This is a genomic window from Alteromonas sp. IB21 (assembly GCF_016405965.1).
GTDB lineage: Bacteria > Pseudomonadota > Gammaproteobacteria > Enterobacterales > Alteromonadaceae > Alteromonas.
In genome coordinates this window covers 72,905-99,644 of sequence record NZ_JAEFCD010000013.1, presented here as the reverse complement: position 1 = coordinate 99,644, position 26,740 = coordinate 72,905, and the positions used below count along the sequence as shown (strand labels likewise).

Sequence of the window (26,740 nt, the reverse complement as noted above, 5' to 3'; positions counted from 1 at the left end):
TTCGGCATGCCATTTTCACAAATATTGTAAATTAATTACAGGAAAAGCGTTTTCCTTCGGTATATATGCAATATTTGTGGTTAAGAGCACGTGATTGATCGATGAATTTCAAAATAAAAAGAAATGAAAAACGAAGAAAGTATTTTTAAAAACTTTCAAATATTTGAAATCCTATGAAATGACATTGAGAGACGATAAGGGAAACCATTGCCGCTGGTTAATTTTTAACCATGAGTTAAGTATTGTTTCGCTTCTTATCCTGTTAGTCAGGTTTACGAAGAAATTCTGAAGTAAAATAAAAAAGCACCTAGTGAATTAGGTGCTTCTGGCGTGTTCTTTTTGCCACCGCTTAAACAGTTAAGGTTTACTGGTTAGATGATGACACATCAAAATTACCGCTATGAATGGCTTCAACGTCGATACTGTCAAAACTGTATTCAGTATGGCAGTACTGACAATTCATTTTTATCGCCCCCTCTTCAGCGATAATGGCGTGAAGCTCAGACTTTTCCACATGACGGAGCGCCTCTGCGCTGCGCTCTTTTGAACACGAGCACGCAAACGTAACGTCTTTTGCTGGATACACTTCCACGTCTTCCTGATGGTAAAGACGATATAAAATGTCTTCAACTGATAAAGAAAACATCTCTTCTTTTGTGAGTGTTTGAGTAAGTTTAGAGATATGAGCAAACTCATTCGCTTGCGACACATCGGTAGCGCTAGCATCGGTAGGCAGTACCTGAAGAAGCACGCCTGACGCTTTCGCGTTTTTAGGGTCGCTCATATCCGTCATAAGATGAACGCTGGTCGCGAGTTGCTCAGACTGAGCAAAATAGCCTTCAATACATTCAGCAAGAGAAGGCTTGTCTAGCGCTACAACACCCTGATAGCGTTCGCCTTCATCTGGTGTAATGGTAATGACTAGTACTGCCTGCGACAAAAGTTCTGAAAAGGTTTCAGGCAAACTTTCCAACGTTTCATCCCAACGTGCTACGCCTCGAAGCGTTTGTTCATGAGTAGCGTTTAACACCGCATAGCTCACAGGCCCCTTGCTTTGAATTTGCAGTGAAATTTCACCTTTGAACTTTAGGGTTGCCGTTAACAATGATGTTGCCGCTGCCATTTCACTTAGCAAGGTTTGAATTTGCACAGGGTACTCATAGCTGTGCACAATTTGCTTTAAGCTCTCGTCAAGGCGCACTAACTCGCCGCGAACGTTAGCTTGCGTAAATAAGAAGCGGTGTAATTGATCGAAATCGCTCATAAATAATCCTGTTGAGCAGCGCATTACTGCTGCTTAAATTTAATAATCTGTCGTCGCTGCTTTTTGTCAGGCCTATGATCTGGTTTAGGACTGTGAAATGCATTCATTTTACGGGCAGCTTGGTTTTCTTCACGTTTTGTTACACTTTCGTCAGTTTCTTCAAAAAGCGTTTGTGCAAGGGGCGCGCTCAAGCGCTTATCACTTAAGCCTAGCACCTTAATTTCACGCATATCCCATCCGACGGGAACTTTAATCGTGGCGCCAAGCTCTACATGCTTACCAGGTTTGGCTCGTTGCCCGTTGTACTGGACCTTTCCCGACTGCACCATGTCTCTGGCAACCGCACGGGTTTTAAAGAACCTTGCAGCCCATAGCCACTTGTCCAGCCTGACATTTTGTGTTGTATTGTTACTTTCCAATTGGCTCATGTAATAATTTCGTAATGGTGTAGCTTTAGTGTTGTGACCCTCACCTTTACTAGGCTATTATGGGTTTGCTAAAGCACGGTTAACCAAAAATTCACTATATTATAATAAAGCAGTACCATCAGTGGCAGCATGACATTCAATAAACCCAACCCACATTCTCTGGTTGTTTATCTAAACCAGCACCAAAAACAGCTACATACAATAGTAGTGGTTCTGCTTAGCCTGTATTTAATTGCTTTTGCTGCCAAACTCGTGTGGCAAATTATACCCGAACCTCAATTATCTGCGACACCCACAGCAAGCCGAGCTCCGGTGATTTCTTCGTCATCTGGCAAAGGTGGGGTCAATATTGCCAAAATACAACAGCTGAACTTATTTGGTAACGCGGCGGCTAAACCTGCCGAACCGGTTGCTGAAGTAACCGACGCGCCAGAAACACGACTAAACTTAACCCTTACTGGTGTGGTCGCTAGCTCAGAGCAAGATGCGGGTACCGCTATTATAGAAAACCGCGGCAGCCAAGCTGTTTATGGGCTGGGCGAAAAAATTGAGGGCACTAATGCCACGCTCCAAAAAGTGTATAACGACCGCGTAATCATCAAAAACGGTGCGAGAAACGAAACCTTAATGCTTGACGGTATTGATTATGAAGAAGCCAACCGACGTCGCGAATCTCAGGTAAGAAACCGGCCTGAGATAGAAGAAGATGAGTACGAAGATGATGACGTTGAGTTGAGTGATGAAGCACTAGAGGCAACCGTCGCACTCAGGGAGCGTCCTGCGAGCTTCACTGACTTCATTTCAATATCGCCGAAGACGGAAGAAGGCCAACTAATCGGTTATCAGGTAAGCCCGGGAAAAGAGCCTGAGTTATTTAAGTCAGCCGGCCTTCAGGCAGGCGATGTTATTACCCAAATTAATGGGCTGGACCTTACCGACTTGCAACAATCGCAAGAGGCACTGTCTGAGCTACGCAATGCACAAAATATAGAGTTAACGATTATTCGAGATGGCAGCTTAACCACGCTATACCTAGATTTACCCGAGGCGTAACAATAACTAAAACGGTAACGGCTCGTGCTTATTAGATTAGGTATACACTGATGATTACAAAGCAATCCAGCCATCAACAGGTTAGGAAATGAAGGAAGTTAGAATGAAAAGGCGCACTAGCCATAAACTATTATCTCGCTTAGGCACAGCTATGTGTACAGCGCTTCTGTGTTTTTCAGTGACGGCTGCTGAGTACATGCCTAATTTCAAAGATACCGATATCAATGAGTTTATTAATATTGTTGGCAAAAACCTTGAGCGCACCATTATTGTCGACCCTAACGTACGTGGGAAAATTAGTGTACGCAGCTATGACATGCTCAATGAAGATCAGTATTACCAGTTTTTCCTAAACGTGCTTCAGGTTTACGATTTTGCCGTTGTAGAAATGCCAAGCGGCATTTTAAAAGTTGTGCGTTCTAAAGACGCAAAAACTTCCAATATTCCTGTTGTGGAAGGCATGCAACAAGATGGCGATGAATTCATTACCCGCGTAGTGCCTGTATATAACGTGCCAGTGCGCGAACTTGCTCCCATATTACGCCAGCTAAACGACCAGGCAGGCGGCGGTAACGTGGTAAGCCACGACCCATCAAACGTGATGATGCTGACAGGTCGCGCTGCGGTGGTTAACCGCCTTGTAGAAATTATTGAACGCGTTGACCGTGCCGGTGATGAAGAGGTTGAAATTGTTAAGCTTCGTTATGCATCAGCATCTGAAATGGTCCGCATTATAGACAGTATTAATAAATCTCAAGGCAAAGCCAATACCGGCGCGAAATCTGAGCCTCGCGTCGTTGCTGATGACAGAACAAACTCTGTCATTGTTAGCGGCGACGTTAAAGCGCGTCAGCGACTTATTAATCTGATACAGCGCATGGATCAGGAGCTTGAGTCTAACGGCAATACACGCGTTATGTTTTTGAATTACGCGAAAGCAGAAGACTTAGTTAAAGTGTTACAGGGCGTGTCGGCGAGCATTCAGGCGGAAGAGCAAGGCGGCGGCACAACGACTCGTCGAGCGGGCTCAAACCGCGAAATTAGCATCGACGCCCATGAAGATTCGAACGCTATCGTTATTACCGCGGAGCCCGATATGATGCGCTCGCTAGAAGAGGTGGTACGACAGCTTGATATTCGCCGCGCGCAGGTACAAGTTGAAGCCATCATCGTTGAAGTCTTTGAAGGCGACGGCGCGACCTTGGGCGTACAGTGGGTGTCAGAAGAAGGTGGCGGCACGCAGTTTAATAACGGCGTTATAGGCGTTGGCTCGCTGGCGGTTGCACTGCGACAAGCCGAAGACCGGGAAACCACGCAAACGAATATCACAGCCAACGGCGAAGTAGTAGAAACCACAGACACTATCGAGGGTGATTTTACCGCGCTTGCCAGCTTACTTGGGGGTGCTAACGGCATGATAGCAGGCGTTATTGAAAACGGCTGGGGCGCAGTGGTACAAGCGGTAAGCACTGACACCAACTCGAATATTCTTGCCACGCCACACCTAACCACCATGGACAACGAAGAAGCGTTTTTCATCGTAGGTCAGGAAGTACCTATTATTACGGGCACAACAACCGGTGCGAATAACTCGAACCCTTTCCAAACCGTTGACCGTCAAGAAGTGGGGATCAAACTGAAAGTGACGCCGCAAATTAATGAAGGCGATGCAGTACAGCTTCTTATCGAACAAGAAGTGTCGAGCGTCAGCGGTGCAACCTCGGTAGATATCTCAATTAACAAGCGTGAAATCAAAACCACAGTAATTGTAGATGACGGCGGTACTATCGTTCTTGGCGGCCTTATAGATGAAGACGTTCAGGAAAGCGTATCTAAAGTACCGCTGCTTGGTGATATTCCTATTCTTGGTCACCTGTTTAAGAGCACATCAACAAGTAAACGTAAGCGCAACCTAATGGTCTTCTTAAAGCCCACAATTGTGCGAGATGGTGCGACCATGAATGCCATTAGTCATCGCAAGTACAACTATATCCGTGCGCTTCAACTTAAGCGTCAGCAGGACGGTGTATCTTTGATGCCGTCAGCCGAAACACCAAGTATGCCGCAATGGGATGACGAACTTTCTCTACCGCCTTCGTTTGAAGAGTACCTCACTGAAAAAGAGAAGCTAAAAGAAGGTAACGAGTAGAATGGCTGGGCAGGACGAACAACTTACTCAAGCATTAGAGGCGCAAGAAGAAGCCTTGGAAGCCATGGGTGAAGACGCGGGTTTACCTGAAGCTGAGGCTGGCCCTAGACAGCTTTCATTTAGTTTTGCCAAGCGCAACCAGGTGTTACTTGAAACCAATGAAACCCCTGCTGTGCTCTACTTTACCGAAAACACACCTTTTGATGTGTTTGCAGAAGTTCGCCGTTTCTACGGCGAGCCTTTTGTGCCAAAAACCATACCCGCTGATGAATTTGAAAGCCTTCTGACTAGCGCGTTTCAACGTGACAGTTCAGCGGCGAAACAGCTTATGGAAGATCTTGGCAACGAAAGCGACTTGTTTGCGTTAGCTGAAGACCTCCCAGACACTGAAGACCTGTTAGATAGCGAAGATGACGCCCCAATTATTAAGCTTATTAATGCCATGCTTGGTGAAGCGATCAAAGAAGGTGCGTCAGATATCCACATTGAAACCTTTGAAAACCAGCTTGTGGTTCGCTTTCGCGTAGACGGTGTATTGCGAGAAATTTTGCGCCCTAACCGCAAGCTTTCTTCCATGTTGGTATCGCGCATTAAAGTAATGGCGAAGTTAGACATTGCTGAAAAACGGGTTCCGCAAGATGGTCGTATAACGCTGCGTATTGCTGGGCGAGCAGTAGACGTGCGTGTTTCTACCATGCCATCGAGTCATGGCGAGCGTGTTGTACTGCGTCTTCTGGATAAAAATAATGCCCGCCTGAATCTAGAAGATTTGGGCATGACGCTGCAAAATCGCAATCACTTTTCCACCCTTATTCGCAAGCCTCATGGCATTATTTTGGTTACCGGGCCTACAGGTTCAGGTAAAAGTACTACCTTGTACGCTGGCCTCTCTGAAATAAACTCGCGAGACAGAAATATTCTAACCGTTGAAGACCCGATTGAATTTGATCTTCCAGGCATTGGCCAAACTCAAGTCAATCCGCGCGTTGATATGACGTTTGCCCGCGGCCTTCGCGCTATTTTGCGCCAAGACCCAGACGTGGTAATGGTCGGTGAGATCCGAGATATTGAAACGGCACAAATCGCCGTTCAAGCCAGTTTAACCGGTCACTTGGTACTTTCTACTCTGCATACCAATACCGCTGCCGGCGCCATAACGCGTCTAGAAGATATGGGCATTGAGCCTTTCTTGTTGTCTTCAAGTTTATTAGCGGTATTGTCACAGCGCTTGGTGCGAACTTTGTGTCCGGAATGTAAGAAGCCTCATATACCGGATGCCTCAGAGCTAGAAGTTTTGGGACAAGAGGCCACCAGCAGCACAACGATTTACAAGCCTCACGGCTGCGCCGCCTGTAATCAAACCGGCTATCGCGGTCGTACTGGTATCCACGAGCTATTGTTAGTAGACGAAAAAGTGCGTGAAATGATGCACGAAGGCGTAGGTGAACAAGCCATAGAACGCTACATCCGAACATCCACACCAAGCATTCGTGAAGACGGCTGCCGCAAAGTTCTTTTGGGTGTTACCTCACTTGAAGAAGTGCTTCGAGTTACGAGGGAAGACTAAATGGCGGCCTTCGCTTATAAGGCGGTTAATGCCCGCGGTAAAAATACAAACGGCGTACTAGAAGGTGATAATGCACGTCAGGTGCGTCAACAGCTGCGCGAAAAGGGTTTAATCCCTCTAGAAGTAGAGCAAGTTGCCGAGCGCACACATAGCGAAGGCAAAGGCCTTTCATTTTCTCTGTTTAAACCTCGTATTTCAGCCTCCGATTTAGCGCTACTTACTCGGCAAATGGCTACCCTTGTAGAGTCGGCCCTTCCTGTTGAAGAAGCGCTGCTAGCAGTGGCTGAACAGTGCGAAAAGCCCCGTCAAAAAAACATGATGATGGCCGTGCGCAGTAAAGTCGTGGAAGGTCACGGGCTTGCCGATGCATTAGGTCAGTTTCCTAGTGTATTTGACGAGCTTTACCGCGCGATGGTGGCAGCGGGTGAAAAGTCAGGCCACCTTGATACGGTACTTAATCGCTTAGCCGACTATACCGAGCGCAGACAGCAAACCCGCAGCCAAATTACTCAGGCTATGGTTTACCCGACGTTAATGCTGTTTTTTGCGATGGGGATCGTGTTACTGCTGTTAACCGTGGTAGTACCTAAAATTGTGGGGCAGTTCGACCATATGGGGCAAGACCTGCCGGGCATTACTCAGTTTCTGATCTCTGTAAGTACATGGCTTCAGAACTACGGCTTATTTATGCTAATCGGCATAGGCGTGCTTATCGTTATCATTCAGCGCGTATTGCAGCAAAAGCTTATGAAACTGCGCTATCACAAAGCGCTATTAACGCTTCCATTGATAGGCCGAGTATCGAGAGGCTTAAACACAGCGCGATTCGCTCGCACCTTGAGTATATTGAGCGCCAGCGCTGTTCCTTTGCTTGAAGCGATGCGAATCTCTGGCGATGTGCTTGAAAATCAACATATTAAGAACCAAGTGGCCGAAGCCGCTATTAACGTTAAAGAAGGCAGCAGTTTGCGGGCTGCGCTGGATAATACAAAAATGTTTCCACCTATGATGATGCATATGATTGCATCAGGTGAAAAGTCGGGCGAGCTCCAGCAAATGTTAGCTCGAGCCGCAGATAATCAAGATAGGGAATTTGAAGCGCTTGTTGGTGTCTCACTTAAGGTATTTGAACCCTTACTTATCGTATCGATGGCAGGCATTGTTCTGTTTATCGTTATGGCAATATTGCAGCCAATTTTAGCATTGAACAACATGGTGAATATTTAATGAAAACATTTAATCGCAGTTCTGGTTTCAGTTTGATTGAAGTCATGGTCGTACTTCTGATCATCGGTATTATGGCCTCTATGGTAGCACCGCAGATTTTAGGTAACCAAGAGGAAGCACAGCTCAAAAAGGCAGCTGTAGATATACAACAAATGGAAAGCGCACTTGAGATGTACAAGCTGCGTAACAATCGCTTCCCAACCACTGAACAAGGGCTAGATGCGCTAGTTACTGCACCAACGATTGATCCTATCCCTCGTAACTATCCTGAAGGTGGTTTTATTAAACGCCTGCCTGAAGATCCGTGGGGCAATCCATATGCGCTCATCAGCCCAGGAGAATTAGGCGTAGTTGATATTTTCTCAAACGGTCCAGACGGTGAACCGGGTACTGATGATGACATCGGTAACTGGAACATTAACGAATACCTGAACTAGCCTTTATGCGCTACCGCAGCAGTACATCGTTTAATGAAGCAGGCTTTACTCTATTGGAAGTCATGCTAGTACTGCTGCTTATGGGCTTGGCAGCCGGGTACGTTATGTTTAACGCCTTCGGCGCAAGCAAGTCTGATTTATTAAAAAGCCAAGCACAGCGTCTACAAGTTATCGTCGATATGGCTAGCGACTTTGCCGTGTTGAATCAGCAGCAGCTTGGCGTGCGCTTCGAAGCTGATAAAAACCAATATTACTTCGTTTACTTAGATGATGATGATGAATGGCAGCGTATTGAGGGTGAAAAAACCTATGAGCCCTACACTTTGCCTGAACCATTTACTTTCACATTAAATTTAGACGACTTACCTTGGGACGTAGAAGACAGACTCTTTGACCGAGAGATATTCGACGAAAATTTAAGTGTTGCTAACGAGGGCGTTGAAATAGGTAAGGAAGAAGAGAAAAAGCTTCCTCCCCCGCAAATACTTATCATGTCGAGCGGCGAAATCACGCCATTTACTGTGTCGTTTAACTACGAAGGCGAGGATGGCGACGCGCCGGTTTATTACAGCCTGCAAAACCAAGATTTACCGCCTTTATTAGTTGAAGGGCCGCTGGAGCGTCCGCTATGAGCGCATCCATCTTTACACGCACAACAGTTCCAAAGACACCGTCAAGCACGGCGTTTTTCAAACCTGTATTGAGTAAACGCAGCAATTTACCCCACGCCCCACATTACCAAACAGGCTTAACTCTGCTTGAAGTGATGGTGGCCCTGCTTATTTTCGCGCTCACAGGTACGGCAGTACTCAAAGCGGCAGGTGAGCATCTCTCAAGTGTAGGTCAAATTGAAGCTGTCACGTTTGCCAACTGGGTGGCGAGTAACCGCCTGAATCAGCTTCAGCTAGATACCACTTGGCCGCCTAAAAACAATTTAAAAGGCACGATGGAAATGGCCGACCGTACTTGGTACTGGCAACAAACGGTAGCGAAAACAAACGATAACGATTTACGAGCCGTTACCGTTTCTGTGGGTGAAGACAAGAGCTACGGTAGCTCGGTCACTTCCGTCACCACATTTGTGGCAAAGCCAACGGCGGGCAATTAGTATGCAGCGCGGCTTTACGCTTATAGAAATATTGATAGCCATGGCCATTTTCACGCTTATTGGCCTTGCGTCTACTGGTTTGCTCACTACGGTTATCGACAGTAACGATATTTCAGAAGAACGCTTTGCAAAGCTTCAACTATTGCAGCGCGCCATGGTCACGATTGAGCGAGATCTGCAGCAAGCCGTACCTCGAGCTATCCGCTATAACGGTGAAAAACAAGATATGGTCATGGCTGGCGGTAAATTAGACGGTAGCGACGACGACGGCATTGGCTTCGTACGAGGAGGCTGGCACAACCCTCAACTTATGCTGCCACGCAGTACGCTTCAATATGTCGCGTATCGCCTTAATGAAAACAGGCTAGAGCGACTATACAGCAACTATGTTGATAACGTCATTGGCTACGAGCCGAAGGTGCGCGTACTGTTAGAGGACGTAGAAAGTCTTAAGATAGAGTTTCTTGCTACGTCGAGTAACGAATCCTTAGACCAATATGAAGACCTTTCTTGGAATGAGAGTTATAAAGGGACCGCGCTTCCGCGCGCCGTGGCAATAGAGTTTGTCAGTAAAGACTTCGGTAAAATCCGCAGAGAATTCACCTTGACCACAGGTGGAGCGTCATGAAGACTCACGTTGCTTCATTCCGCCATCCCCAGCCTAAACGTGTCAACCGCAATGCGGTTATTGGTACTTTTCGCTCACCGCCAAGTAAGCAGAAAGGCGTGGCGCTGATGATTGTGCTTATGATTGTTGCACTAGTGGCTGTACTCGCTACAGAAATGGGCACGCGCTTACAACTTCAGGTTCAGCGCACAATGAATCTAAAAGATAATAACCAAGCCTATTGGTACGCCATGGGCGCAGAAGCTTTTGCACGAAAATCTATTCAGTCGTTGATAAAGGAAAGTGAAGAGGTTATTTCCATTGACCAACCCTGGGCGCAAGAATTTAAGTATCCGTTGGAAAACGGTGGCCTTACCGCTAACTTAGAAGATTTGCAGGCGTGTTTCAATCTTAACGCTATTGTCTCTGGTAGCGTGTCAGGAAACACAAACAGTAGCGGCTCCAGTAACACCACCGAAGCTATGGAAGCCTTCCACACTATGCTGCTCTCGCTTAGCGTAGATGGGCTAGATAACTTTACAGCAGATACACTTCGAGACAGTTTGGCCGACTGGGTAGATGAAGATGACAGTATGCGACCTTATGGTGCTGAAGATAGTGAATACGAGTCTAGAGAGTTTCCTTATCTTGCCGCTAACGGACCACTGGCATCGAAAAGTGAATTGCGTATTATTAACGGTGCATCGCCAGAATGGCTCGATGACGTGTTACCTTTAGTTTGCGTAATTCCGGATTACAATGAGTTGAAAATTAACGTCAATACATTAGAAGAAGAGGATGCGCCATTGTTAGCAGGGTTGACGGGGCTAGACATTCAGCAAGCCACCAGTTTGATTAGCAGTCGCCCGCAAAACGGATGGGACGATACCAATGCTTTTTTAAGTGAACCGTCTATTCAAGCGCTTAATTTGACAAGCACGCGACAGGAATGGTTTTCAGTAAAAACCGAATATTTTATGTTGCACACAAAAACACAGTACAACAAAGCAACCTTTAAGCTTTCCACCGTATTTCACGCCAGCGCCGATAGTGGCGTACGTGTTGTGAACCGCGAGTTTGGGGGAACCTATTAATGGAACAATTATTGGTGCGTTTAGGCACCAACTACACCGACCCGATAAGCTGGCTCGTATATTCAAAAACAGAAGATGAAATTATTGCTTCTGGCGAACTTCCCAGTGCAGGAGACTTATCTACGCTCACTGAGCGCGCTGGCCAGCGAAGCGTTATTGCGTTAGCGCCCGGTAGCGACATATTGCTCAAGTGGGTTGAACTTCCACCCAAAGCGGGTCGTAAAATCATTTCTGCTATTCCGTTTATGCTTGAAGATGAGCTTGCAACCGATATAAGCCAACAGTTTTTTGCCATTGGTCCAAGGCGGGGTGACCAACAAGCCGTAGCTGTGGTCAGCCATGAAAAAATGCAAATGTGGCAATCATGGCTGGGCGAAGCCGGTCTATTTTGCGACACCATTATACCTGACGTCCTTGCCGTACCAGTGACGCAAGACGGGTGGTCAGTATTGACCCTTGGGGAACAACTTTTAGTACGCCAAGATACCTTTAAGGGTGTACAGGGCGAACAAGCATGGTTACTACCAACGCTTATCCACTTTACCGCTCAGCAAGACAGTCCTGTGACGATAACCAATTACGCCGGCATTGATTTGAGCAGCTTGCCAAATATTGAAGAAGCGCAAGCGCCGCTAGAGCTACCTATGCAGGTACTGGCTAAAGAGGCGATGCAGAGTAGCTTTAACCTGTGCCAAGGCGAATATAAGATTAAACGCAAGCGCAGCGGAGTGTTGAGTCAATGGCGTGTAGCTGCGGTGCTTGCTGTGCTGGCGTTATGTACTAGCCTGATTGACAAAGGCGTTTCTCTCTACCAGCTTAAAGCGCAAAATCAGGCGCTGAGCAGCGAGATAAATGCTGCGGTAAAAGCAGGGTTCCCCAATATTGGTACCTATCGCAACGTGAAGTTAAAGCTTCAGAGCGAATTAGCTAAGTTAGAGCAAGGTGGCGGCGATGCCTCTATGCTCGTTATGCTTGATCAGCTAGCGCCCGCGTTTTCAGCCACTGATGTAAAGCCGCAAACACTGAGGTTCGACGCATCGCGCACAGAAATTCGCATTCAAGCTCAAGGTAAAAACTTTGAAGCGTTAGAGCAGTTTAAACGTACCGCAGAAAACGCTGGGTTTGTGGTTGAACAAGGTGCTATCAACAATCGAGACGATGGTGTTGTCGGAACTGTGTCGGTAAGGAGTACCTTATGAACGCACTTTTAGAAAAGTATAAAGCGCTGACTGAACGCGAGCAGAAGCTTGTGTTAATTTCAGCGGTTATGATTGTGATAGCGCTATTTTATTTTGTAATTTGGTCTCCGCTTAACGCCGCATTAGACAAGCAAAAGCAACTGCTTGATAACCAGCAATCCTTATTGGTTTGGGTAAACGACAGTGCAGCAAGAGCACAGCAGTTGCGCCGCGTTAGCGGCGGTAAGCGCGCCTTTTCTGGTTCATTACCACAAGCGGTAAACCGCACTACTGCGCAGCACGACATTGCCATTTCACGAATGCAGCCTCAGGGTGAAGAGCTGCAAGTATGGGTCGACCAAGCCCCTTTCAACAGTGTTTTAGATTGGCTTAAGGCCATGGAAAACATGGGAGTGGTTATCCTTCAAGCCGATATTGCCGAGGCCGATGCGCCAGGCTATATCAAAATTCGCCGACTACAGTTAGGTAAAGCATGAAGTCGAAAGTTAGTTGGATTATAGGTGGCGTTATCGCCTTCTTATTGTTTGCCATAGCCTACATGCCTGCTACTCAGGTGATAGGTCGGGTGTCGTTGCCGAGTAATATTTCGGTTAGCGGCGTCAGCGGCACGCTGTTCTCAGGCAAAGCGCAAACTGTGGTAGCGAATGGCTTACCCATTAATAACGTTAAATGGGAACTTAGCCCGCTTTACATGTTGTTGGGGAAGATAAAATTAGATCTCAAAGCAGGAAACATTCGCGATAAAAACGACATCGCGTTTGAAGGGCCTATAAAAACGGGGCTGTTTAGCCAGAATACGATAAGCACCGAAAATTTCACACTTTACCTACCGGTAGACAGAGTGATTGCCCAAGTTCGCTTGCCGTTGCCAGTAAACGCTGGTGGACGCTTTAAGGTAACGCTGGACGACCTAACGTTCGGCCCTGCGTGTCGGTCGTTAAGCGGCTCTGGAGACTGGCTAAATGCGACAGTAGCGGGAACCCAAGGGCCTATTGATTTTGGCACCTACTCTGCAAAACTGCGCTGCGAGGGCGAGCATATTGGTATAACGGTGAGCGAGCCTAATCTACTTAATTTGTCTATGGATGCCATTATTCCCACCAACATGAAGAATATTCGTGTTAGTGGTAAATTTAAACCCGATGAAAGCTTACCTGATGAGGTACAGCAGGCATCCCGTTTATTTGGCGCACCTAACAACAACGGCTACATTGCTATACAGCTTCCCCCCGCTCAATAGTGATAGTAACTACAGCAACGTATACGTCTTGGTATCGACTTATCAGGGCCAACTGGAACATACTCAACAAAGGATTGTAAAATGAACAAACCTCTTCTAGCCGGCGTCGGCGTCACATTAGTTGCGCTCGGCGTTGCCCCTTATTTCATTGGAAATAGCGTACAAGACAACGTCATGTCAGCTATCGACGAAATAAATCAGCAGGCAATGTATTCTGCCGACGTTCTGTCTTATAAAAAGGGCTGGTTTTCTACCACCGCTGAAATAAAGCTTGCCGTTGATTTTCAAGCATTGATAAATGCGCAGAATGCTGCGCCTAGTGAAATGCCATTTGAAGAGAATCCAAGTGTCGTTGCGACGCTTGTTGCACATCACGGACCAGTCTATTTCGGCGACGGTGTTGGTCTAGGTCGCATCCAATACTCCGTCTCTATTGATGGCGATGAACTAAGAGAGTACGTGCAGTGGGACGGTCAAAAGCCAATTTATCAAAATGACGGCGTAGTGGGCTTATTCGGTGGTTTGCACTACGCAGATGTTATTCCTGCCCTTAGCGCAACCAGTGAAGAAGAGGGGTTCACCCTATTATTCTCGGGTTACAAAGGCGAAGCAGAGCCGGAAGGAAATGAGACGGTATATACCTCTTTTGGTGAATCACTTAGCATTGATGCTGAGGATGTCTCAATGACCCTGTCTAATCTATCAATGGACGTAAGTTACAAGGGCAGTATTGTAAATGCGTTAAAAGGCGACCTGTTTGAGTCTGAAGTAAAAGCGCTTATTGAAAGCATGGAAATCACTGGAATAGAACCAGGCACAAAAGTTCAACTCGACAACATCGCACTTATTACCGATACCGATGTAAACGAAGATGAAAATACTGCTGACGTGTATGTGGAGTATGCGATTGATAGAGTCGTTGGCCCTGAGATTGAGGCCACCGATATGGTGCTAGGTGTAGCTATCAATAACTTAGACATAGATTTCATCAAAGCCTATCAAGAATTCAGCAACACCTCATTGCTTTTGCCTACTGAAGAAGTACCTGCCAAGATGATGGAGTTTGTTGAGGCAAACTTACTCCCCCAACTTAAAGCTGAGCCTGAATTAAACATAACAAAACTGAAAGCAACGTTACCAGAGGGGTCATTTAATGCTCATGCTCGTACGAAGTTAGTTGGCATTGATGCGCTGCCAGGCACCATGGAAGATGTGGCTTACTGGGTAACCCATTTGCTGGCAGATGCGCAAATTACTGCCGACAAAGCCTTTGCAGAGAGCATGGCATCTGGTTATATGATGGGCCAGCTTTTAGCCACGCCACAGGCGCAGAACATGACACAAGAAGAACTTCAAGCTGCGGTAGACCAGCAAACGCCCATGATGTTGAGTACATTTGCGCAACAGGGTTTGATAAAAGAAACTGAAAGCGGTTATGAAACTAAACTCACGTTGAAAAATGGAGAAGCCAGCGTGAACGGAACACCTATTCCGCTACCTTTTGCCCCGCGTTAACGACTTAGCAACAGTATCAAATGTAAAATGCAGAGCCACTCGCTCTGCATTGTTATTTAGCGCGGCATAATACGTTTAACACCTTGTTACTCTCAAGGTTAAGGACGCTCTGGCGCACGCGTTTGAAGTTAGCATACAAAAGGCGGACAATTGCCCGCCTTCTAACGCTAAGTAGCTTGCTGACCGTTAGTCTGCAGTATTTTCCGCTACCATAATGGTTTTGATGTTAACGAATTCACGCATACCATAGCCACCGTGTTCACGGCCATAGCCACTATCTTTAACTCCACCAAACGGTAGATTAGGCTGTGCTAACGAATAACCGTTAATATTCACCATACCTGTATCGAACTCATCTTTCGCCAGAGCAATGGCTTTATCAGTGTCGGTGCTGAAAATACCACCGCCCAGTCCGTAGCGCGAATCGTTCGCTACTTCCATTGCCTGCTTGTCATCTCGAGCTCTGATCAAAGATGCTACTGGGCCAAAGAGTTCGTCATCATAAGCAGGCATACCTGGCGACACATCTTCAAGAATAGTCACAGGATAAAAATAACCGTTTGAATCTGGTATTTCCCCACCAAGGGTGAGTGTAGCACCGGCCTCCAATGATTTTTTCACCTGTTCGTGCAGTTCGTCGCGCAAGTCTTCGCGCGCCATTGGGCCTAAATCTGTGTTTTCGTCCGTAGGGTCGCCCACTTTCAACTTTTTACACTGCGCAACAAATTTATCTCTAAATTCGTTATACACACTATCGACCACAACAAAACGCTTCGCGGCTACGCAAGTTTCGCCATTATTGATTACTCGACCTTGAATACACATTTCTACCGCGTTATCGATATCCGCATCTTCAAGTACGACGAACGCGTCGTTACTGCCAAGCTCCATCACGGTTTTTTTCGACAAGCTTGCTGCCTCTTTAGCTACCTGCTTACCTACTTCATCACTACCAGTAAAGGTTACGCCGCGAACATGCTTGTGTTTAATCAAATCACTTGCCGTACTACCGTCTATTAACAGCGATTGGTATACATTTTTGGGGAATCCCGCATCTTCATACATTTGTTGGATTGCCTGCGCCATACCGAATACGTTTTTAGCGTGCTTAAGTACAGTCGTGTTACCTGCCATAATATTTGAAACGCTATAACGAATAACTTGATAAAGCGGAAAGTTCCATGGCTGAATACCCAGAATTACGCCGATTGGCTGATAAGTGATAATGGCGCGACCACCTTCAAAAATACGATGTTCATCTTCTAAGATAGATGCACCGTGCTCGGCAGTGTAGCGACATATTTCCGCACACAGCTGCACTTCTTGCTTACCTTGAGCTGTTACTTTACCCATTTCCCGCGTCATTAGGCTGGCTAAATCATCAATTCGCTCTTCCATTAAGTTAGCAAGGTTATTCAACAAGTCTGCACGGGTTTCAAATGATGTACGACGCCAGTTCAAGTACGCTTCTTGTGAACGGGTTACGGCTTGCTCTGCGTCCTCAGCTGACATCAAATGATAATGATCGATTTTTTCACCTGTAGCAGGGTTGTAGGTATTAATTGTCTCACTCATTGTCACTCTCCTTAATCCTTTTGGAATGAGAGTGGTGCAACTAGAAAGCCAAGGTGACAATTGAATTATTTTCAACTTAATTCAATGCCTTGCAAAGATAAAAGCAAACTGATGATAAAAAAATAACGCCGTAGATCAGAAAAGATTACTTAACGCGGTAAAGATTTCAGAGCAACGCAGTAGACGATATTAGTATCAATACCTGCGGTAACACGACGCGATTGCGAACATGTTAAGTCTCGCTGAATGTGGGATTATCTACACGGTCTGGTATAACAAGGTAAGTTAGTCAAATATTTCGACTAAGGCTCACAGTAAATCATCATCCTTTGTGAGCGCTTAGTGCTTAACTTGAAGATGGCACTAGCATAACGAAGTTATGGCGGCGCGACTAATCGGTGTAGAGATCGGGGAAGTGAAACTTAGCCATAGCCAAGGTTAACGCAACTTCATACACACTTTGCCGTGTGGCGTGATTCAACGTAAGCAGACCGATCGCGCCGCCCTTTTGCTTAACATTCGTCATATCAAAGAGTTTGTCCATTACCGGCCCTAGCTCTTCGCCTCGCTGAAGCGCCTGATAAACACTTACGGGAAGGGGTAAACTGGCACTTCTTGTTACTGACCAATGACCCTCATGGTATATAGCCACATAAGCAAATGTCGCTGGGCCATCTTCAAAAACATCCACTCCCCCTTCTATCGCCACATACCAGGCGTCAGTCAGCCCACCTTGGTGATGAGCTAGCATAGCTTTAACCCGATTTATTGCCCCCAAACGGGTTTCGTCCTCGCTCATTGGCTGGTCTGGCACGCCACTTGGAACTGCCATACCTTGCGCATCGAAGTCATGTTCTAGGGTGTCAGATAGGGTATTTAATGCAGCATTAATCTTAACAGGGTTTATTGAGCCAACATAAATTGTATCGGAGACCATTTACTTTCGTCCTTTAAAAACGTTTTTTTGCAGCATTACTCACTGGATTTGCTTCGATATCTTCAAGCATCAAACGATAGTCGCGCACCGCTGGAAATTCACTAATATTCCTGTTTGGCAGTGTGCTGTCGGGATTATCAACGGCTAATAAATGTTTAATTCCGTAGGTTTTTGCCGCATTCAATATTGGCAGTGAATCATCGACAAACAACGTTCTGTTGGCGTCAAATTTCACCCGCTTTTGTAAACGTTCCCACAACAACTGTGACTCTTTGGTAACGCCAAACTCATGGGTCGAAATCAAATTATCGATGTGATCGTCAAGCTGAGTATGTTCGATTTTAAGCGCCAAGCTATTGGGGTGCGCATTGGTAACAAGCACGACTTCTCTACCCGACGCATGCAGCGCATCTAGAAATGGGATGGTATCCTCTCGAAGCGCAAGCAAATGAGCAAGCTCCCGTTTCAGCGGCATAAATTCATTTTCTAAGTCTAAAGCCAGTGACTCGGCCCAATAATCTAAGCAATACCACTGTATTTGACCAAACACTGCTTCATAACGCTCTGACATTTCCTGTTGGCTTTGTGCTTCTGAAATGCCTCGCAATTCCGCTAAACGCTTGGGTAAATGGTGCAGCCAGAACTGATTATCATAATGGAGGTCCAACAGGGTTCCATCCATATCGAGTAGTACAGTATCTATTTCATTCCAGGGCAGAAAGGGCAAGCGATTTTCCTTATAATGAAGTAAGCTAATAAATTGTATACAAGTATGATAACAAAGTTGTAGCGAGAGACATGCCGAAAATTGATCCGAACAAACCGTTACCACACATTCATTCTCGTGAAATCGTTGCCCAAAGTAAACTCTTCAGGGTAGAGCGCCTAGACCTTGAGTTTTCTAATGGCGCCACCCGTGAATTTGAGCGCATGGCTGGGGGTAACCGGGGCGCGGTAATGATTGTGCCTATGCTAGATGAAAACACCATGGTGTTAATTCGCGAATATGCCGCTGGAACACACTCGTATCAACTTGGTTTTCCAAAAGGTCTCATTGACCCGGGCGAGACCGCCATTGAAGCAGCTAATCGCGAGCTCCAAGAAGAAGCAGGCTTCGCCGCCAACGACCTTATTGAACTTCACAAAGTAAGTATGGCACCAACTTTTTTTAACGCCCATATGACCATCGTGTTGGCCCGCGACTTGTATCCCAAGCAACTAGAAGGTGATGAGCCTGAACCTCTTGAGGTGATTCATTGGCCTTTAGATGAAGCAGATGCTTTACTTGCTAGAGAAGACTTTATAGAAGCACGCTGCATAGCTGCGCTGTTTTTAGCTCAAAAGTGGTTTAAGGAACAATAAACTATGCCCGATGACGCCCATGCCGACCTACTAGAACTTGCCAAAAAAATTGCCGTTGAAGCTGGCGAAGCCGTATTAGAAGTGTACGACAAAGGTGACTTTGACGCTTACCAGAAAGAAGACGAATCCCCTGTCACCAGCGCAGACTACTTGGCAAACGATATCATTAACAAGCGCTTAAAAGCCGCTACGCCTGATATCCCCATTCTTTCTGAAGAAAATAAACACGCAAGTTTAGAAGAGCGAAAGCATTGGCCGCGCTATTGGCTCATAGACCCCATCGATGGCACGCAAGAGTTTATTGCACGAAGCGGCGACTTTGCCGTAAATATTGCCTTAATTGAAAATAACGAACCAACCATTGGCGTTATATTTTGGCCTCCCGGGCAATCACTGTATTACGCTCAAAAAGGCAAGGGCGCATTTAAGTTATCGCCAGATGGTGATCACCCTATTAAAGTACGTAAATTAGACGACCCTAAAAATAGCGTTGTTATGATCGCTATCAGTCGTCGTCAGTCGCGAGAAAAAGTGCTAAGTAGAATGTGCGCGAAACGGGTATATCAAACCCTTCCCCTTGGAAGTTGTTCGCTGAAAGCGTGCTTTATCGCAGAAGGTAAAGCCGACGTGTTTATGCGTATTGGCATTACTGGCGAATGGGACACAGGGGCTTCTCAGTGCATTGTTTCTGAAGCAGGCGGCAGTATTGCAGCGGCAAATTTTGAACCTCTCACCTATAACCAACGTCATTCGCTAGAGAACCCAGATTTTGTGGTAATGGGCGATCAACGGGTGCCATGGCAAGACGTTGTCCAGTATAATGATTTTGTAAACCCGCATCGGCATTAACGCGTATCAAACTGATAGCGCAGCGTGCTAACCTACGTATAATAGCGTGGTAATGTTGCTGGGCCTCATTACTCTGGTCGTGGTTAAATCAAGCCAGATGGAACCCAATAGTAGAAGGAGTAACCTATGATGATTACACGTATTCGCACGTTATCGGCAGCATTGCTGACTTGTGGGCTAGTATTCCCTGCTGCAGCCGATTGGACAATTGACGGTGAAACCAGTGTGCTGCACTTTTTATCAACGAAAAACGCGCAAGTTACAGAAATTCATAAATTTGATAGCTTCGAAGGTTCGTTGTCTGATAGCGGTAAACTCAACGTTGCGGTGGACTTGTCGTCGGTTAATACAGCAATTGATATTCGTAACGAACGAATGCAGGAGATGCTGTTTAACGTAACGAAATTTGCACAAGCAACGTTTGAAGCAAACCTACCTGAATCAATGATGAGCCTTCAGACTGGTGATGTGGTTAATGGAAAGGTAGACGGTATACTAACGTTACACGGACAAGCTGTACCTACGTCATTCTCTGTGCAGGCGAGTAAGGTCAGTGATGATTTACTAACGGTATCAACTACCGCACCAACGCTAATCAAAGCAGAGTCTTTCGGACTGGCTGAGGGTGTAGCAGCACTTCAAAAAATTGCTGGCCTCAAAAGCATCACAACAACGGTTCCTGTGACTTTTTCAGTAACTTTTGAACAGTAATAGGTTGGCAAATAGGGGAAGAAACCCAGCTTTTGCTTGCACCACTTTTAGTTAAAGTTGTTGATACCCAACACATAAAAAACCGCACATGGAGTGCGGTTTTTTTATGCTTGTATTATTCAACACTTAGTGGGCGCTATTGGGTAATCTATAACGCATAGGTAAAGGCTTTTCACTAAGCGCCTGTACCGGCATACTTTGCCATGCGTTATCTGGTAGTGTGGGCACCTCTGCTTTATGCTGTGTGATGGCAAAATAGTGCATTGCTACACGTAAACGCTTAAGGGCTTTGCACTCGTAAACCTCTTGGTCGATAACAAATACCCCCCACTTACGCATGATGACTCCTAGCTTGTCACTGCTTGTTAAACGAATAACTGGCGCGGCCAATACCATGCCAACTAACACTGGTAGCAGCCACATAAATAGCGAAGGCGTAAAGTAGAATGTGGTTACTCCCCACGCTACCGCAAGGCAACTCATAATTTGCGTATGTTTAATAGCAACGCTCCAAGGCACCTTACGTCCTTCACGCTCTTGCGCTTCCCATTTGACAGAATGACCAACAAAAACGCTGATCACAAAATAGCTGTGGTAAAACATCATAAGAGGAGCAATAAGCACAGCCATAGCTAGTTCAACAACGGCGCCTTTGAGCAATGACCACGCACCGCCAAACTCACTGCGACGCTTTATTAACGCTAATGCAATACCTAGCACTTTCGGTAAAAAGAGAAGTGCTGCGGTTCCCCACATCGTCACCATCATCATATCTTGACGAGCCACTTGCCAGCTTGGAAAAAGTTGATACTCAGACACGAAAAATTCAGGTACTGACGTTGCACGAATTAACGCATCGGCCGTGCCTAGCGCCAACATGCAAAATAGAATGAGTGAAGAAATATAAGCGAAAGCACCAAATAAAAAGTGCAGACGATTCGCCATTTTTAGGCCTTTCACATTAAGTAGACCCAAATGCTGTATATTGCCCTGCACCCAGCGGCGGTCGCGAATGGCATAATCAACAATATTGCTGGGTACTTCTTCGTAGCTGCCTGTTGTATCTGTAAGCAAGTAAGCTTGCCACCCAGCACGGCGCAGTAAAGCCGCCTCAACAAAGTCATGACTTAATATTTCGCCACCAAATGGGGCTCGCCCTTCAAGCGTAGGAAGCCCACAATGCTGCATAAAAGGCGCAATACGAATGATGGCATTGTGCCCCCAATAGTTAGCGCTATCGGTTTGCCAGAAAGACAATCCAGTGGCAAGCATTGGGCTATATAAATGGGCCGCAAACTGTACAAAGCGACCAAAAAATGTGTTCTGGCGCACTGGCATTGGAATAGTTTGCACAAGCGCGGTATCTGGATTTTGTTCTATACGACGAGCAAGATCTTGCATCCGTTCTCCGGTCATAACGCTGTCCGCGTCAAGTACAATCATTGACTCGTAATTAGCCCCCCAACGTTCGCAAAACTCCTTTAGATTGCCCACTTTTCTATGAAGATTTTGCTCGCGGCGACGATAAAAAACCTGACTTGAGAACGCACCTAAGCGTTTCTTTAAGCGGGTAAAAGCGCGAAGTTCAGCATCGGCTTTTTCCATATCACGGGTATCACTAAGCATGTAAAAATCGAACTTATCGCGATTATTGCTTTCCATTAACTCGCGAATACATGCCTCAAAACCCACCATAATACGACGGGTATCTTCGTTATATACCGGCATTACGATAGCGTGCTTCTGCGTAAGTGGCAGATTAGCACTAGGCTGCGCTTGTTTTTTCCGTAAGCTAAGCGGATCGATATTAAAAAGCTGTAGAAAGAAACCGATGATACCGGTCCAAAATGCCATACATAGCCACGCAAATAAGGTAAGCCCTAAGCCTAACTGCGCAATTTCTAAATTAGTCAGCCCATTAGGTAAGAATATTTCGTACAAACTCCAACCGGCCAGCGCCGTACTTGGAATAACTAGCATTGCCATGATAAACAAACGCATATGCTCTCCTTTTAAGATGAAATGTGACTGACGTGCTGCGCTGTCACCTTTAACTTGAGGTACGGCTTTAGCCTCGTTAGATAATGTATTCACGGAGTTATTTTGGTTGATAGACATAATTCCAAACCTCGCTCACACGTTTACCGTCGCGCTCGATGTAAGCACGCATATCAACGGTTTGTTTCTCTTTAGGTTTTACGAAGAACGTGGCACGCCATTCTTGACCATCAGCAACAGGATAAAGACGCTGCTTTGAAATTGCGCCGTTGGTGCCCTGCACGATAAGTTTCATTGACTCGTCATCAAAGGAAATCGAAGGAGGAGCGCTGAAATCTACACTGAACTGCCTGGTGGTACTTAGACTGTCGTTTTTGAACTCGTCGCCCGGTAACACAGCTTTACCCTGACGGGAGCGTACTACGGATGCAAGTTCACTTACAAATGGATTTTGCTCTACGGTCTTCAATTCATACGCGAAATAAAGGGATTCACCCGATTGGAATGGCTTTTCAGGGGTCCAAAACGCCACAATATTATCGTGTATCTCAGATTTAGTAGGAATTTCTACCACCTCCAACCGGCCTTTTTCAAAACCTGCTTCTGGTGTTACCCAAAGGCCCGGACGTAGATGATAATTGGCCTCGGCATCTAGATAATTATCCCATTCACCATCGCGTTGAAGCATGCCGAATCCCTTGGGATTTGCATCACTTAACGAGGTAACCTGCAGACGAGCAGGGTTAGTAAGCGGGCGCCAAATCTCTTCATTTGCGTGAGTGACCATAAGCACGCCGTCGCTATCGTGTACTTCAGGGCGATAGTCATCGTGGCGCTTCTCAGTGTTCTCGCCATACAAGAACATACTGGTAAATGGTGCAATACCGAGCTTACTCACATCGTCTCTTGCAAAGAGCCAGCTCTCCACTTTCACACTAGTGTCAATATCAGGCTGAATCACAAATTTATATGCTCCTGCTACTGAGGGGCTTTCAAGACGTGCATAAATTGTAATGGGCTTACCTTCGCTAGGCTCGATAACCCAAAACTCGGTAAAATGCGGGAACTCCTCGCCTTTTGCCAACGCTGTATCTATAGCCAGACCCCGTGCTGAAATGCCATAGACCTGATTTTTACCCACAAGGCGAAAGTATGACGCACCTAAAAATACCGCGAATTCATCTTTGTATTCTTCGCTCTTAATCGGATAATGAACGCGAAATCCCGCAAAACCGGATTTTTCGTCGGTTAATCCATCTAAGCCCGATGCCGACCCCTCGTAGTTAAACATATCGCTATTGAACGCAAGGCGTTCAGGCTTGTTACTTTCACCTATGGTGTGAATAGTGACCGGGTATTCATATAAAAAGCCAGGGTGAAAAAACTGAAGTTCATAGTCGTTCTCGCCGTGCCATAGGCTCTGTTCCGGCTTAAAGCGAATTGAACGATATGTGGTGTAATCTATCTCTTTTAACTTACTGTTTAACCCATGATCATCTTGCTCATAGCCTTGCGTTGCAGAATCGCGTGCAGCATCTATGATTGACTGTAAAACCGGTGATGTTTTTTGAGGCTGATTGCTGTCGTTAACCTCGATTGCCATGGCTTGCTGAAAATTAACGAGTGCGATAACACTGGTCATCGCTAAAAGAATGCGTGATAGCACGTGTTTACGTGAATGCGTTGCACTCTTTTGTGAAACTTGGTTGAAAAATAAAACTGGCTTAGCCATTTGTCCTCTCCTTTTGAAAAGAATAGTCATCCGGGTGATGGTAAACAGAAGTATGTTTTGTCTCTTCACAACGGATGAATGCACAAAACAACATGGTTACTTCTGCTAACGCTCAGAAAGGTGCTCTACTCCTTTCCTTTCACCTTCGTGATTACCTGCTTTTGTAATCACGAATTCCGTGCCGAAATGGCATAGGTGAATATTGGATAACTCGTAGGCATATCAGCAAAAGGCGTTCCAACACGATAAAGCGTGCGCCAGCAGTGTGTTTTTTCTTTTACTTACAAAAACTTGCGACAAATCTAATTTTAAGACAGGGCTAATTAGCAGTGTGTAAGAACGTCCGATGACTTATTCAAAAGGATAACTGTTGTTTTTTAGAGACAGTTCCTCATGCCAATATGCATAGAGAATGGAAAACGTCTCAGTATTTCTAGACAAAACGGCGGCGTACAGCCCGAAAAACCAAGAAATATTTCTGTTTATAATTAGAAGCTTATGGAGAATACATGCTAGACGGATAGCGCTGCATTCAGCTGTTGGCAAACCCTTTGCAACAAACCCTTTGCAAAGTGTTTAGTGAACGTCATCTTGATAATCAAATCTGACACGATGTCTTTATGGAAAGCATAACGATGTCACGAAAGTAAAATTTTACTTATGTGTTCATCAACCCGGCAATTCGTAGCGTCCTTTTAGCACGTGCTAAGACACACTTTTCAACGTTAATCGGGCTGCTGAAATTTTAAGGAGTTATCACATGCGCAAAACAATCACACTTATTACAGCGGCACTGACTGCAGCTACACTTCCTCTTTCAGCCATGGCTGACAAGCCAGACTGGCGTTATGTGGAAGGTGGATACACTAAGATGGACTTCGATGACAATGAGTCATTCGAGCCAGATGGGTTGACCATCAACGGGAAATACCTTTTAAACAGCAACTGGTACCTTAACGGCGAATACAGCTTTTTTGAAGAGGGTAACTTCGACTTCGATATGTTAACCCTTGGCGCTGGCTATCGCTTACCTGTTAATGCCACTACCGACGCATATTTTGGCGCAAACTTAGAGCGCATTGACGGTGACGTAAACGACGAAACAGGCTACAGCATTAACGCAGGTCTTCGCTCAATGATTACAGAGCAAGTAGAGCTAGCGGGTGAAGTGGGTTACTACGATGTTGACGACGGTGAGGCGACATTCAGAGTAGGCGCTAACTACTATATCACCCCTCAATGGGCGGTAGGTGCGAATTACCGCATTATTGATGATTTGGATATTATGCAGGTCACTGCACGATACGCGTTTTAAGCCTCCCTTTCCTCAGGAAGGTTGCCGGGTTGCTCGACCCGGCTTTTTTATTCAGTTTCATCACTTGGCTGAATATCTTCTTTTCTCTTTATGTCCACGCTTTCATGAAGCTCTGAGTAAACTAATACGGCCTCACCTGACTTAAGTCTATCTAGGACTTGATGGACTTTAACGTCAAGAGACACTTCTTCTTCGCCATAGTCGGTTCCTTCGCGCAGAACAAAAGATTCGGCCAAGCTGTACAGCGTATCGGCTTCTAGCGCGTCGATGGGAACTATCATTGAAACTCCTCGTTGAGAACGTCGATTGCAATTTTTTACAATAAAAAATCGTTAATTAGCGGCTCACATAACTACAGGTCGTATTAACGGGCAACGCTTCGCTGACAAAGCGTTTCACACGCTCATGCAGCCACACCTTCGGATTCAACATAGAGCCTTGCATGAACCCTACATGTCCACCACGCTCGCTCAACTCTACCGTGACATTACGCGCAAGCTCTTCTTCTTTGGGCACAATTAAATGGTTCATGAACGGATCATCAATACTATGCAGTACTAACGTGGGACAGTGAATTGCACTTAAGAAATGATAAGCGCTACACTTTTCATAATAATCTTGGGCGTCAGCAAAACCGTGAAGCGGTGCCGTGATTTTTTCATCAAACTGAGTAAAGCTAGTAATACTATCTACATCACTTTTCGTTAACTGAATGAGTTTGCGGTAGTCGATGTACTCCATCTTTTTGCGCAATGTGTCTTTCATACTGGTTAGCAGATATTTCTGATATACCCTTGAAAAGCCTTGATTAATAGACTTTGCACACTCAGAAAGCTTGAGCGGAGAAGAAATAGCGACGGCGGCCTTCAGCCATTTTTGCGCGGGATGCTCCCCAAGCAACTTCAACAACATGTTACCGCCAAGCGAAAAGCCAATAGCCACTTTAGGGATCCGTGGAAATTTATCGTGCAGCCACGCTAAGAAGAAGCTCGGATCTTCGGTTTCACCACTGTGGTACGCTCTCGCTTTAAGATTCGGTACGCCGCTGCAGCCACGATAGTGCATCATGACCACCTGCCAACCATTGACTGATAGCTGAGCCATCATATCGTTAGCGTAATGCGAACGTATACTGCCTTCGAGACCGTGGAACATAACAACGATCCCTGATGTTTCTTGTGGCTTAGGACCCCAAGCAACATCGACAAAATCATCGTCAGGTAGCGTTAATCGCTCCATGTGGTAAGACAAAGGCAAGCGCTTTTGAATAAAGCGCGGCCAAATCGTTTGCACATGACGGTTCTTGGCCCACCCTGGCACCTTAAAGCTACTTTTTACAATCTTTCCATGTGAAAGCGCTAATTTACTCATTC

General features: G+C 45.9%; 26 protein-coding genes. 17 read left to right on the top strand and 9 right to left on the bottom strand.

What is annotated here, in order from left to right; all coding sequences use genetic code 11:
• Positions 1–364: 364 nt before the first annotated feature.
• Both hslO and hslR read right to left on the bottom strand, forming a co-directional pair.
• Complete coding sequence (hslO, locus tag JC525_RS10785; RefSeq protein ID WP_105932499.1) at positions 365–1,264, bottom strand: Hsp33 family molecular chaperone HslO; 900 nt, start codon at positions 1,262–1,264, stop codon at positions 365–367.
• 23 nt (positions 1,265–1,287) lie between these two features.
• A complete protein-coding gene (gene hslR / locus JC525_RS10780) occupies positions 1,288–1,692 on the bottom strand; it encodes a ribosome-associated heat shock protein Hsp15 (protein ID WP_198815846.1) in 405 nt (134 codons plus the stop codon).
• A gap of 129 nt (positions 1,693–1,821) precedes the next feature.
• Here hslR and gspC point away from each other — a divergent pair, with 129 nt between their 5' ends.
• The 13 genes from gspC (at position 1,822) to JC525_RS10715 (ending at position 14,888) form a co-directional block, all read left to right on the top strand.
• Positions 1,822–2,745: a type II secretion system protein GspC gene (gene gspC, locus JC525_RS10775; RefSeq protein ID WP_198815845.1), complete on the top strand. Its 924-nt coding sequence runs from the start codon at positions 1,822–1,824 to the stop codon at positions 2,743–2,745.
• Between the two features lie 103 nt (positions 2,746–2,848).
• On the top strand, positions 2,849–4,894 hold the full coding sequence (gspD, locus tag JC525_RS10770) for a type II secretion system secretin GspD (protein WP_198815844.1): 2,046 nt from the start codon (positions 2,849–2,851) through the stop codon (positions 4,892–4,894).
• 1 nt (position 4,895) lies between these two features.
• Positions 4,896–6,461 (top strand): type II secretion system ATPase GspE, encoded by a 1,566-nt coding sequence (gspE, locus tag JC525_RS10765; protein WP_269822349.1) that lies wholly within the window; start codon positions 4,896–4,898, stop codon positions 6,459–6,461.
• Positions 6,462–7,688: a type II secretion system inner membrane protein GspF gene (gspF, locus tag JC525_RS10760; RefSeq protein WP_198815843.1), complete on the top strand. Its 1,227-nt coding sequence runs from the start codon at positions 6,462–6,464 to the stop codon at positions 7,686–7,688.
• Positions 7,688–8,125: a type II secretion system major pseudopilin GspG gene (gene gspG, locus JC525_RS10755; protein WP_198815842.1), complete on the top strand. Its 438-nt coding sequence runs from the start codon at positions 7,688–7,690 to the stop codon at positions 8,123–8,125. Before gspF ends, gspG begins: the two co-directional genes overlap by 1 nt.
• Positions 8,126–8,130: 5 nt before the next feature.
• A complete protein-coding gene (gene gspH / locus JC525_RS10750) occupies positions 8,131–8,757 on the top strand; it encodes a type II secretion system minor pseudopilin GspH (RefSeq protein WP_198815841.1) in 627 nt (208 codons plus the stop codon).
• Positions 8,754–9,233, top strand: coding sequence for a type II secretion system minor pseudopilin GspI (gene gspI / locus JC525_RS10745; RefSeq protein ID WP_269822348.1), 480 nt, complete (start codon positions 8,754–8,756; stop codon positions 9,231–9,233). The genes gspH and gspI overlap by 4 nt, the downstream gene beginning before the upstream one ends.
• Before the next feature lies 1 nt (position 9,234).
• Positions 9,235–9,861, top strand: a complete 627-nt coding sequence (gene gspJ / locus JC525_RS10740) for a type II secretion system minor pseudopilin GspJ (protein WP_198815840.1) — start codon at positions 9,235–9,237, stop codon at positions 9,859–9,861.
• Positions 9,858–10,934, top strand: coding sequence for a type II secretion system minor pseudopilin GspK (gspK, locus tag JC525_RS10735; protein WP_269822347.1), 1,077 nt, complete (start codon positions 9,858–9,860; stop codon positions 10,932–10,934). Before gspJ ends, gspK begins: the two co-directional genes overlap by 4 nt.
• Positions 10,934–12,133 (top strand): type II secretion system protein GspL, encoded by a 1,200-nt coding sequence (gene gspL / locus JC525_RS10730; protein ID WP_198815839.1) that lies wholly within the window; start codon positions 10,934–10,936, stop codon positions 12,131–12,133. Before gspK ends, gspL begins: the two co-directional genes overlap by 1 nt.
• Positions 12,130–12,609 (top strand): type II secretion system protein GspM, encoded by a 480-nt coding sequence (gene gspM, locus JC525_RS10725; RefSeq protein ID WP_198815838.1) that lies wholly within the window; start codon positions 12,130–12,132, stop codon positions 12,607–12,609. Before gspL ends, gspM begins: the two co-directional genes overlap by 4 nt.
• On the top strand, positions 12,606–13,373 hold the full coding sequence (locus tag JC525_RS10720; RefSeq protein WP_198815837.1) for a type II secretion system protein N: 768 nt from the start codon (positions 12,606–12,608) through the stop codon (positions 13,371–13,373). The genes gspM and JC525_RS10720 overlap by 4 nt, the downstream gene beginning before the upstream one ends.
• An 81-nt stretch (positions 13,374–13,454) precedes the next feature.
• Positions 13,455–14,888 (top strand): YdgA family protein, encoded by a 1,434-nt coding sequence (locus tag JC525_RS10715; RefSeq protein WP_198815836.1) that lies wholly within the window; start codon positions 13,455–13,457, stop codon positions 14,886–14,888.
• Positions 14,889–15,074: 186 nt separating this feature from the next.
• Here JC525_RS10715 and JC525_RS10710 read toward each other — a convergent pair whose 3' ends face one another.
• The 3 genes from JC525_RS10710 to yrfG form a co-directional block, all read right to left on the bottom strand.
• Entirely contained in the window at positions 15,075–16,463 is a 1,389-nt protein-coding gene (locus JC525_RS10710) for an NAD-dependent succinate-semialdehyde dehydrogenase (RefSeq protein WP_198815835.1), read from the bottom strand.
• Positions 16,464–16,854: 391 nt separating this feature from the next.
• Positions 16,855–17,400: an inosine/xanthosine triphosphatase gene (gene yjjX, locus JC525_RS10705; RefSeq protein ID WP_105932484.1), complete on the bottom strand. Its 546-nt coding sequence runs from the start codon at positions 17,398–17,400 to the stop codon at positions 16,855–16,857.
• A 13-nt stretch (positions 17,401–17,413) separates the two neighbouring features.
• Positions 17,414–18,127, bottom strand: coding sequence for a GMP/IMP nucleotidase (gene yrfG / locus JC525_RS10700; protein ID WP_198815834.1), 714 nt, complete (start codon positions 18,125–18,127; stop codon positions 17,414–17,416).
• Between the two features lie 71 nt (positions 18,128–18,198).
• On the opposite strand from yrfG, the gene nudE reads away from it, so the two are divergent.
• The 3 genes from nudE to JC525_RS10685 all read left to right on the top strand — a co-directional run bounded on the left by nudE (position 18,199) and on the right by JC525_RS10685 (position 20,322).
• Entirely contained in the window at positions 18,199–18,762 is a 564-nt protein-coding gene (gene nudE / locus JC525_RS10695; protein WP_198815833.1) for an ADP compounds hydrolase NudE, read from the top strand.
• A 3-nt stretch (positions 18,763–18,765) separates the two neighbouring features.
• Positions 18,766–19,611, top strand: coding sequence for a 3'(2'),5'-bisphosphate nucleotidase CysQ (gene cysQ, locus JC525_RS10690; RefSeq protein ID WP_198815832.1), 846 nt, complete (start codon positions 18,766–18,768; stop codon positions 19,609–19,611).
• 126 nt (positions 19,612–19,737) lie between these two features.
• Positions 19,738–20,322: a YceI family protein gene (locus tag JC525_RS10685; protein ID WP_198815831.1), complete on the top strand. Its 585-nt coding sequence runs from the start codon at positions 19,738–19,740 to the stop codon at positions 20,320–20,322.
• Positions 20,323–20,448: 126 nt separating this feature from the next.
• Here JC525_RS10685 and mdoH read toward each other — a convergent pair whose 3' ends face one another.
• Both mdoH and JC525_RS10675 read right to left on the bottom strand, forming a co-directional pair.
• Positions 20,449–22,440 (bottom strand): glucans biosynthesis glucosyltransferase MdoH, encoded by a 1,992-nt coding sequence (gene mdoH, locus JC525_RS10680; RefSeq protein ID WP_198815830.1) that lies wholly within the window; start codon positions 22,438–22,440, stop codon positions 20,449–20,451.
• Entirely contained in the window at positions 22,421–24,052 is a 1,632-nt protein-coding gene (locus tag JC525_RS10675) for a glucan biosynthesis protein G (protein ID WP_198815829.1), read from the bottom strand. Before JC525_RS10675 ends, mdoH begins: the two co-directional genes overlap by 20 nt.
• A 760-nt stretch (positions 24,053–24,812) precedes the next feature.
• Between JC525_RS10675 and JC525_RS10670 the strand changes: the two genes are divergently transcribed.
• The gene (locus JC525_RS10670) at positions 24,813–25,367 is read left to right on the top strand and encodes an outer membrane beta-barrel protein (RefSeq protein WP_198815828.1); all 555 of its coding nucleotides are present in this window, start codon (positions 24,813–24,815) and stop codon (positions 25,365–25,367) included.
• A 47-nt stretch (positions 25,368–25,414) separates the two neighbouring features.
• On the opposite strand, the gene JC525_RS10665 is transcribed toward JC525_RS10670, so the two are convergent.
• Both JC525_RS10665 and JC525_RS10660 read right to left on the bottom strand, forming a co-directional pair.
• A complete protein-coding gene (locus tag JC525_RS10665) occupies positions 25,415–25,648 on the bottom strand; it encodes a YheU family protein (protein ID WP_198815827.1) in 234 nt (77 codons plus the stop codon).
• Between the two features lie 55 nt (positions 25,649–25,703).
• Entirely contained in the window at positions 25,704–26,738 is a 1,035-nt protein-coding gene (locus JC525_RS10660; RefSeq protein ID WP_198815826.1) for a hydrolase, read from the bottom strand.
• Positions 26,739–26,740 lie beyond the last annotated feature (2 nt).

What these genes read in the sequence shown, in the direction of transcription:
- hslO (WP_105932499.1), bottom strand. Translation starts at nt 1,264, where the DNA reads ATGAGCGATTTCGATCAATTACACCGCTTCTTATTTACGCAAGCTAAC.
- hslR (WP_198815846.1), bottom strand. Translation starts at nt 1,692, where the DNA reads ATGAGCCAATTGGAAAGTAACAATACAACACAAAATGTCAGGCTGGAC.
- gspC (WP_198815845.1), top strand. Translation starts at nt 1,822, where the DNA reads ATGACATTCAATAAACCCAACCCACATTCTCTGGTTGTTTATCTAAAC.
- gspD (WP_198815844.1), top strand. Translation starts at nt 2,849, where the DNA reads ATGAAAAGGCGCACTAGCCATAAACTATTATCTCGCTTAGGCACAGCT.
- gspE (WP_269822349.1), top strand. Translation starts at nt 4,896, where the DNA reads ATGGCTGGGCAGGACGAACAACTTACTCAAGCATTAGAGGCGCAAGAA.
- gspF (WP_198815843.1), top strand. Translation starts at nt 6,462, where the DNA reads ATGGCGGCCTTCGCTTATAAGGCGGTTAATGCCCGCGGTAAAAATACA.
- gspG (WP_198815842.1), top strand. Translation starts at nt 7,688, where the DNA reads ATGAAAACATTTAATCGCAGTTCTGGTTTCAGTTTGATTGAAGTCATG.
- gspH (WP_198815841.1), top strand. Translation starts at nt 8,131, where the DNA reads ATGCGCTACCGCAGCAGTACATCGTTTAATGAAGCAGGCTTTACTCTA.
- gspI (WP_269822348.1), top strand. Translation starts at nt 8,754, where the DNA reads ATGAGCGCATCCATCTTTACACGCACAACAGTTCCAAAGACACCGTCA.
- gspJ (WP_198815840.1), top strand. Translation starts at nt 9,235, where the DNA reads ATGCAGCGCGGCTTTACGCTTATAGAAATATTGATAGCCATGGCCATT.
- gspK (WP_269822347.1), top strand. Translation starts at nt 9,858, where the DNA reads ATGAAGACTCACGTTGCTTCATTCCGCCATCCCCAGCCTAAACGTGTC.
- gspL (WP_198815839.1), top strand. Translation starts at nt 10,934, where the DNA reads ATGGAACAATTATTGGTGCGTTTAGGCACCAACTACACCGACCCGATA.
- gspM (WP_198815838.1), top strand. Translation starts at nt 12,130, where the DNA reads ATGAACGCACTTTTAGAAAAGTATAAAGCGCTGACTGAACGCGAGCAG.
- JC525_RS10720 (WP_198815837.1), top strand. Translation starts at nt 12,606, where the DNA reads ATGAAGTCGAAAGTTAGTTGGATTATAGGTGGCGTTATCGCCTTCTTA.
- JC525_RS10715 (WP_198815836.1), top strand. Translation starts at nt 13,455, where the DNA reads ATGAACAAACCTCTTCTAGCCGGCGTCGGCGTCACATTAGTTGCGCTC.
- JC525_RS10710 (WP_198815835.1), bottom strand. Translation starts at nt 16,463, where the DNA reads ATGAGTGAGACAATTAATACCTACAACCCTGCTACAGGTGAAAAAATC.
- yjjX (WP_105932484.1), bottom strand. Translation starts at nt 17,400, where the DNA reads ATGGTCTCCGATACAATTTATGTTGGCTCAATAAACCCTGTTAAGATT.
- nudE (WP_198815833.1), top strand. Translation starts at nt 18,199, where the DNA reads ATGCCGAAAATTGATCCGAACAAACCGTTACCACACATTCATTCTCGT.
- cysQ (WP_198815832.1), top strand. Translation starts at nt 18,766, where the DNA reads ATGCCCGATGACGCCCATGCCGACCTACTAGAACTTGCCAAAAAAATT.
- JC525_RS10685 (WP_198815831.1), top strand. Translation starts at nt 19,738, where the DNA reads ATGATGATTACACGTATTCGCACGTTATCGGCAGCATTGCTGACTTGT.
- mdoH (WP_198815830.1), bottom strand. Translation starts at nt 22,440, where the DNA reads ATGTCTATCAACCAAAATAACTCCGTGAATACATTATCTAACGAGGCT.
- JC525_RS10675 (WP_198815829.1), bottom strand. Translation starts at nt 24,052, where the DNA reads ATGGCTAAGCCAGTTTTATTTTTCAACCAAGTTTCACAAAAGAGTGCA.
- JC525_RS10670 (WP_198815828.1), top strand. Translation starts at nt 24,813, where the DNA reads ATGCGCAAAACAATCACACTTATTACAGCGGCACTGACTGCAGCTACA.
- JC525_RS10665 (WP_198815827.1), bottom strand. Translation starts at nt 25,648, where the DNA reads ATGATAGTTCCCATCGACGCGCTAGAAGCCGATACGCTGTACAGCTTG.
- JC525_RS10660 (WP_198815826.1), bottom strand. Translation starts at nt 26,738, where the DNA reads ATGAGTAAATTAGCGCTTTCACATGGAAAGATTGTAAAAAGTAGCTTT.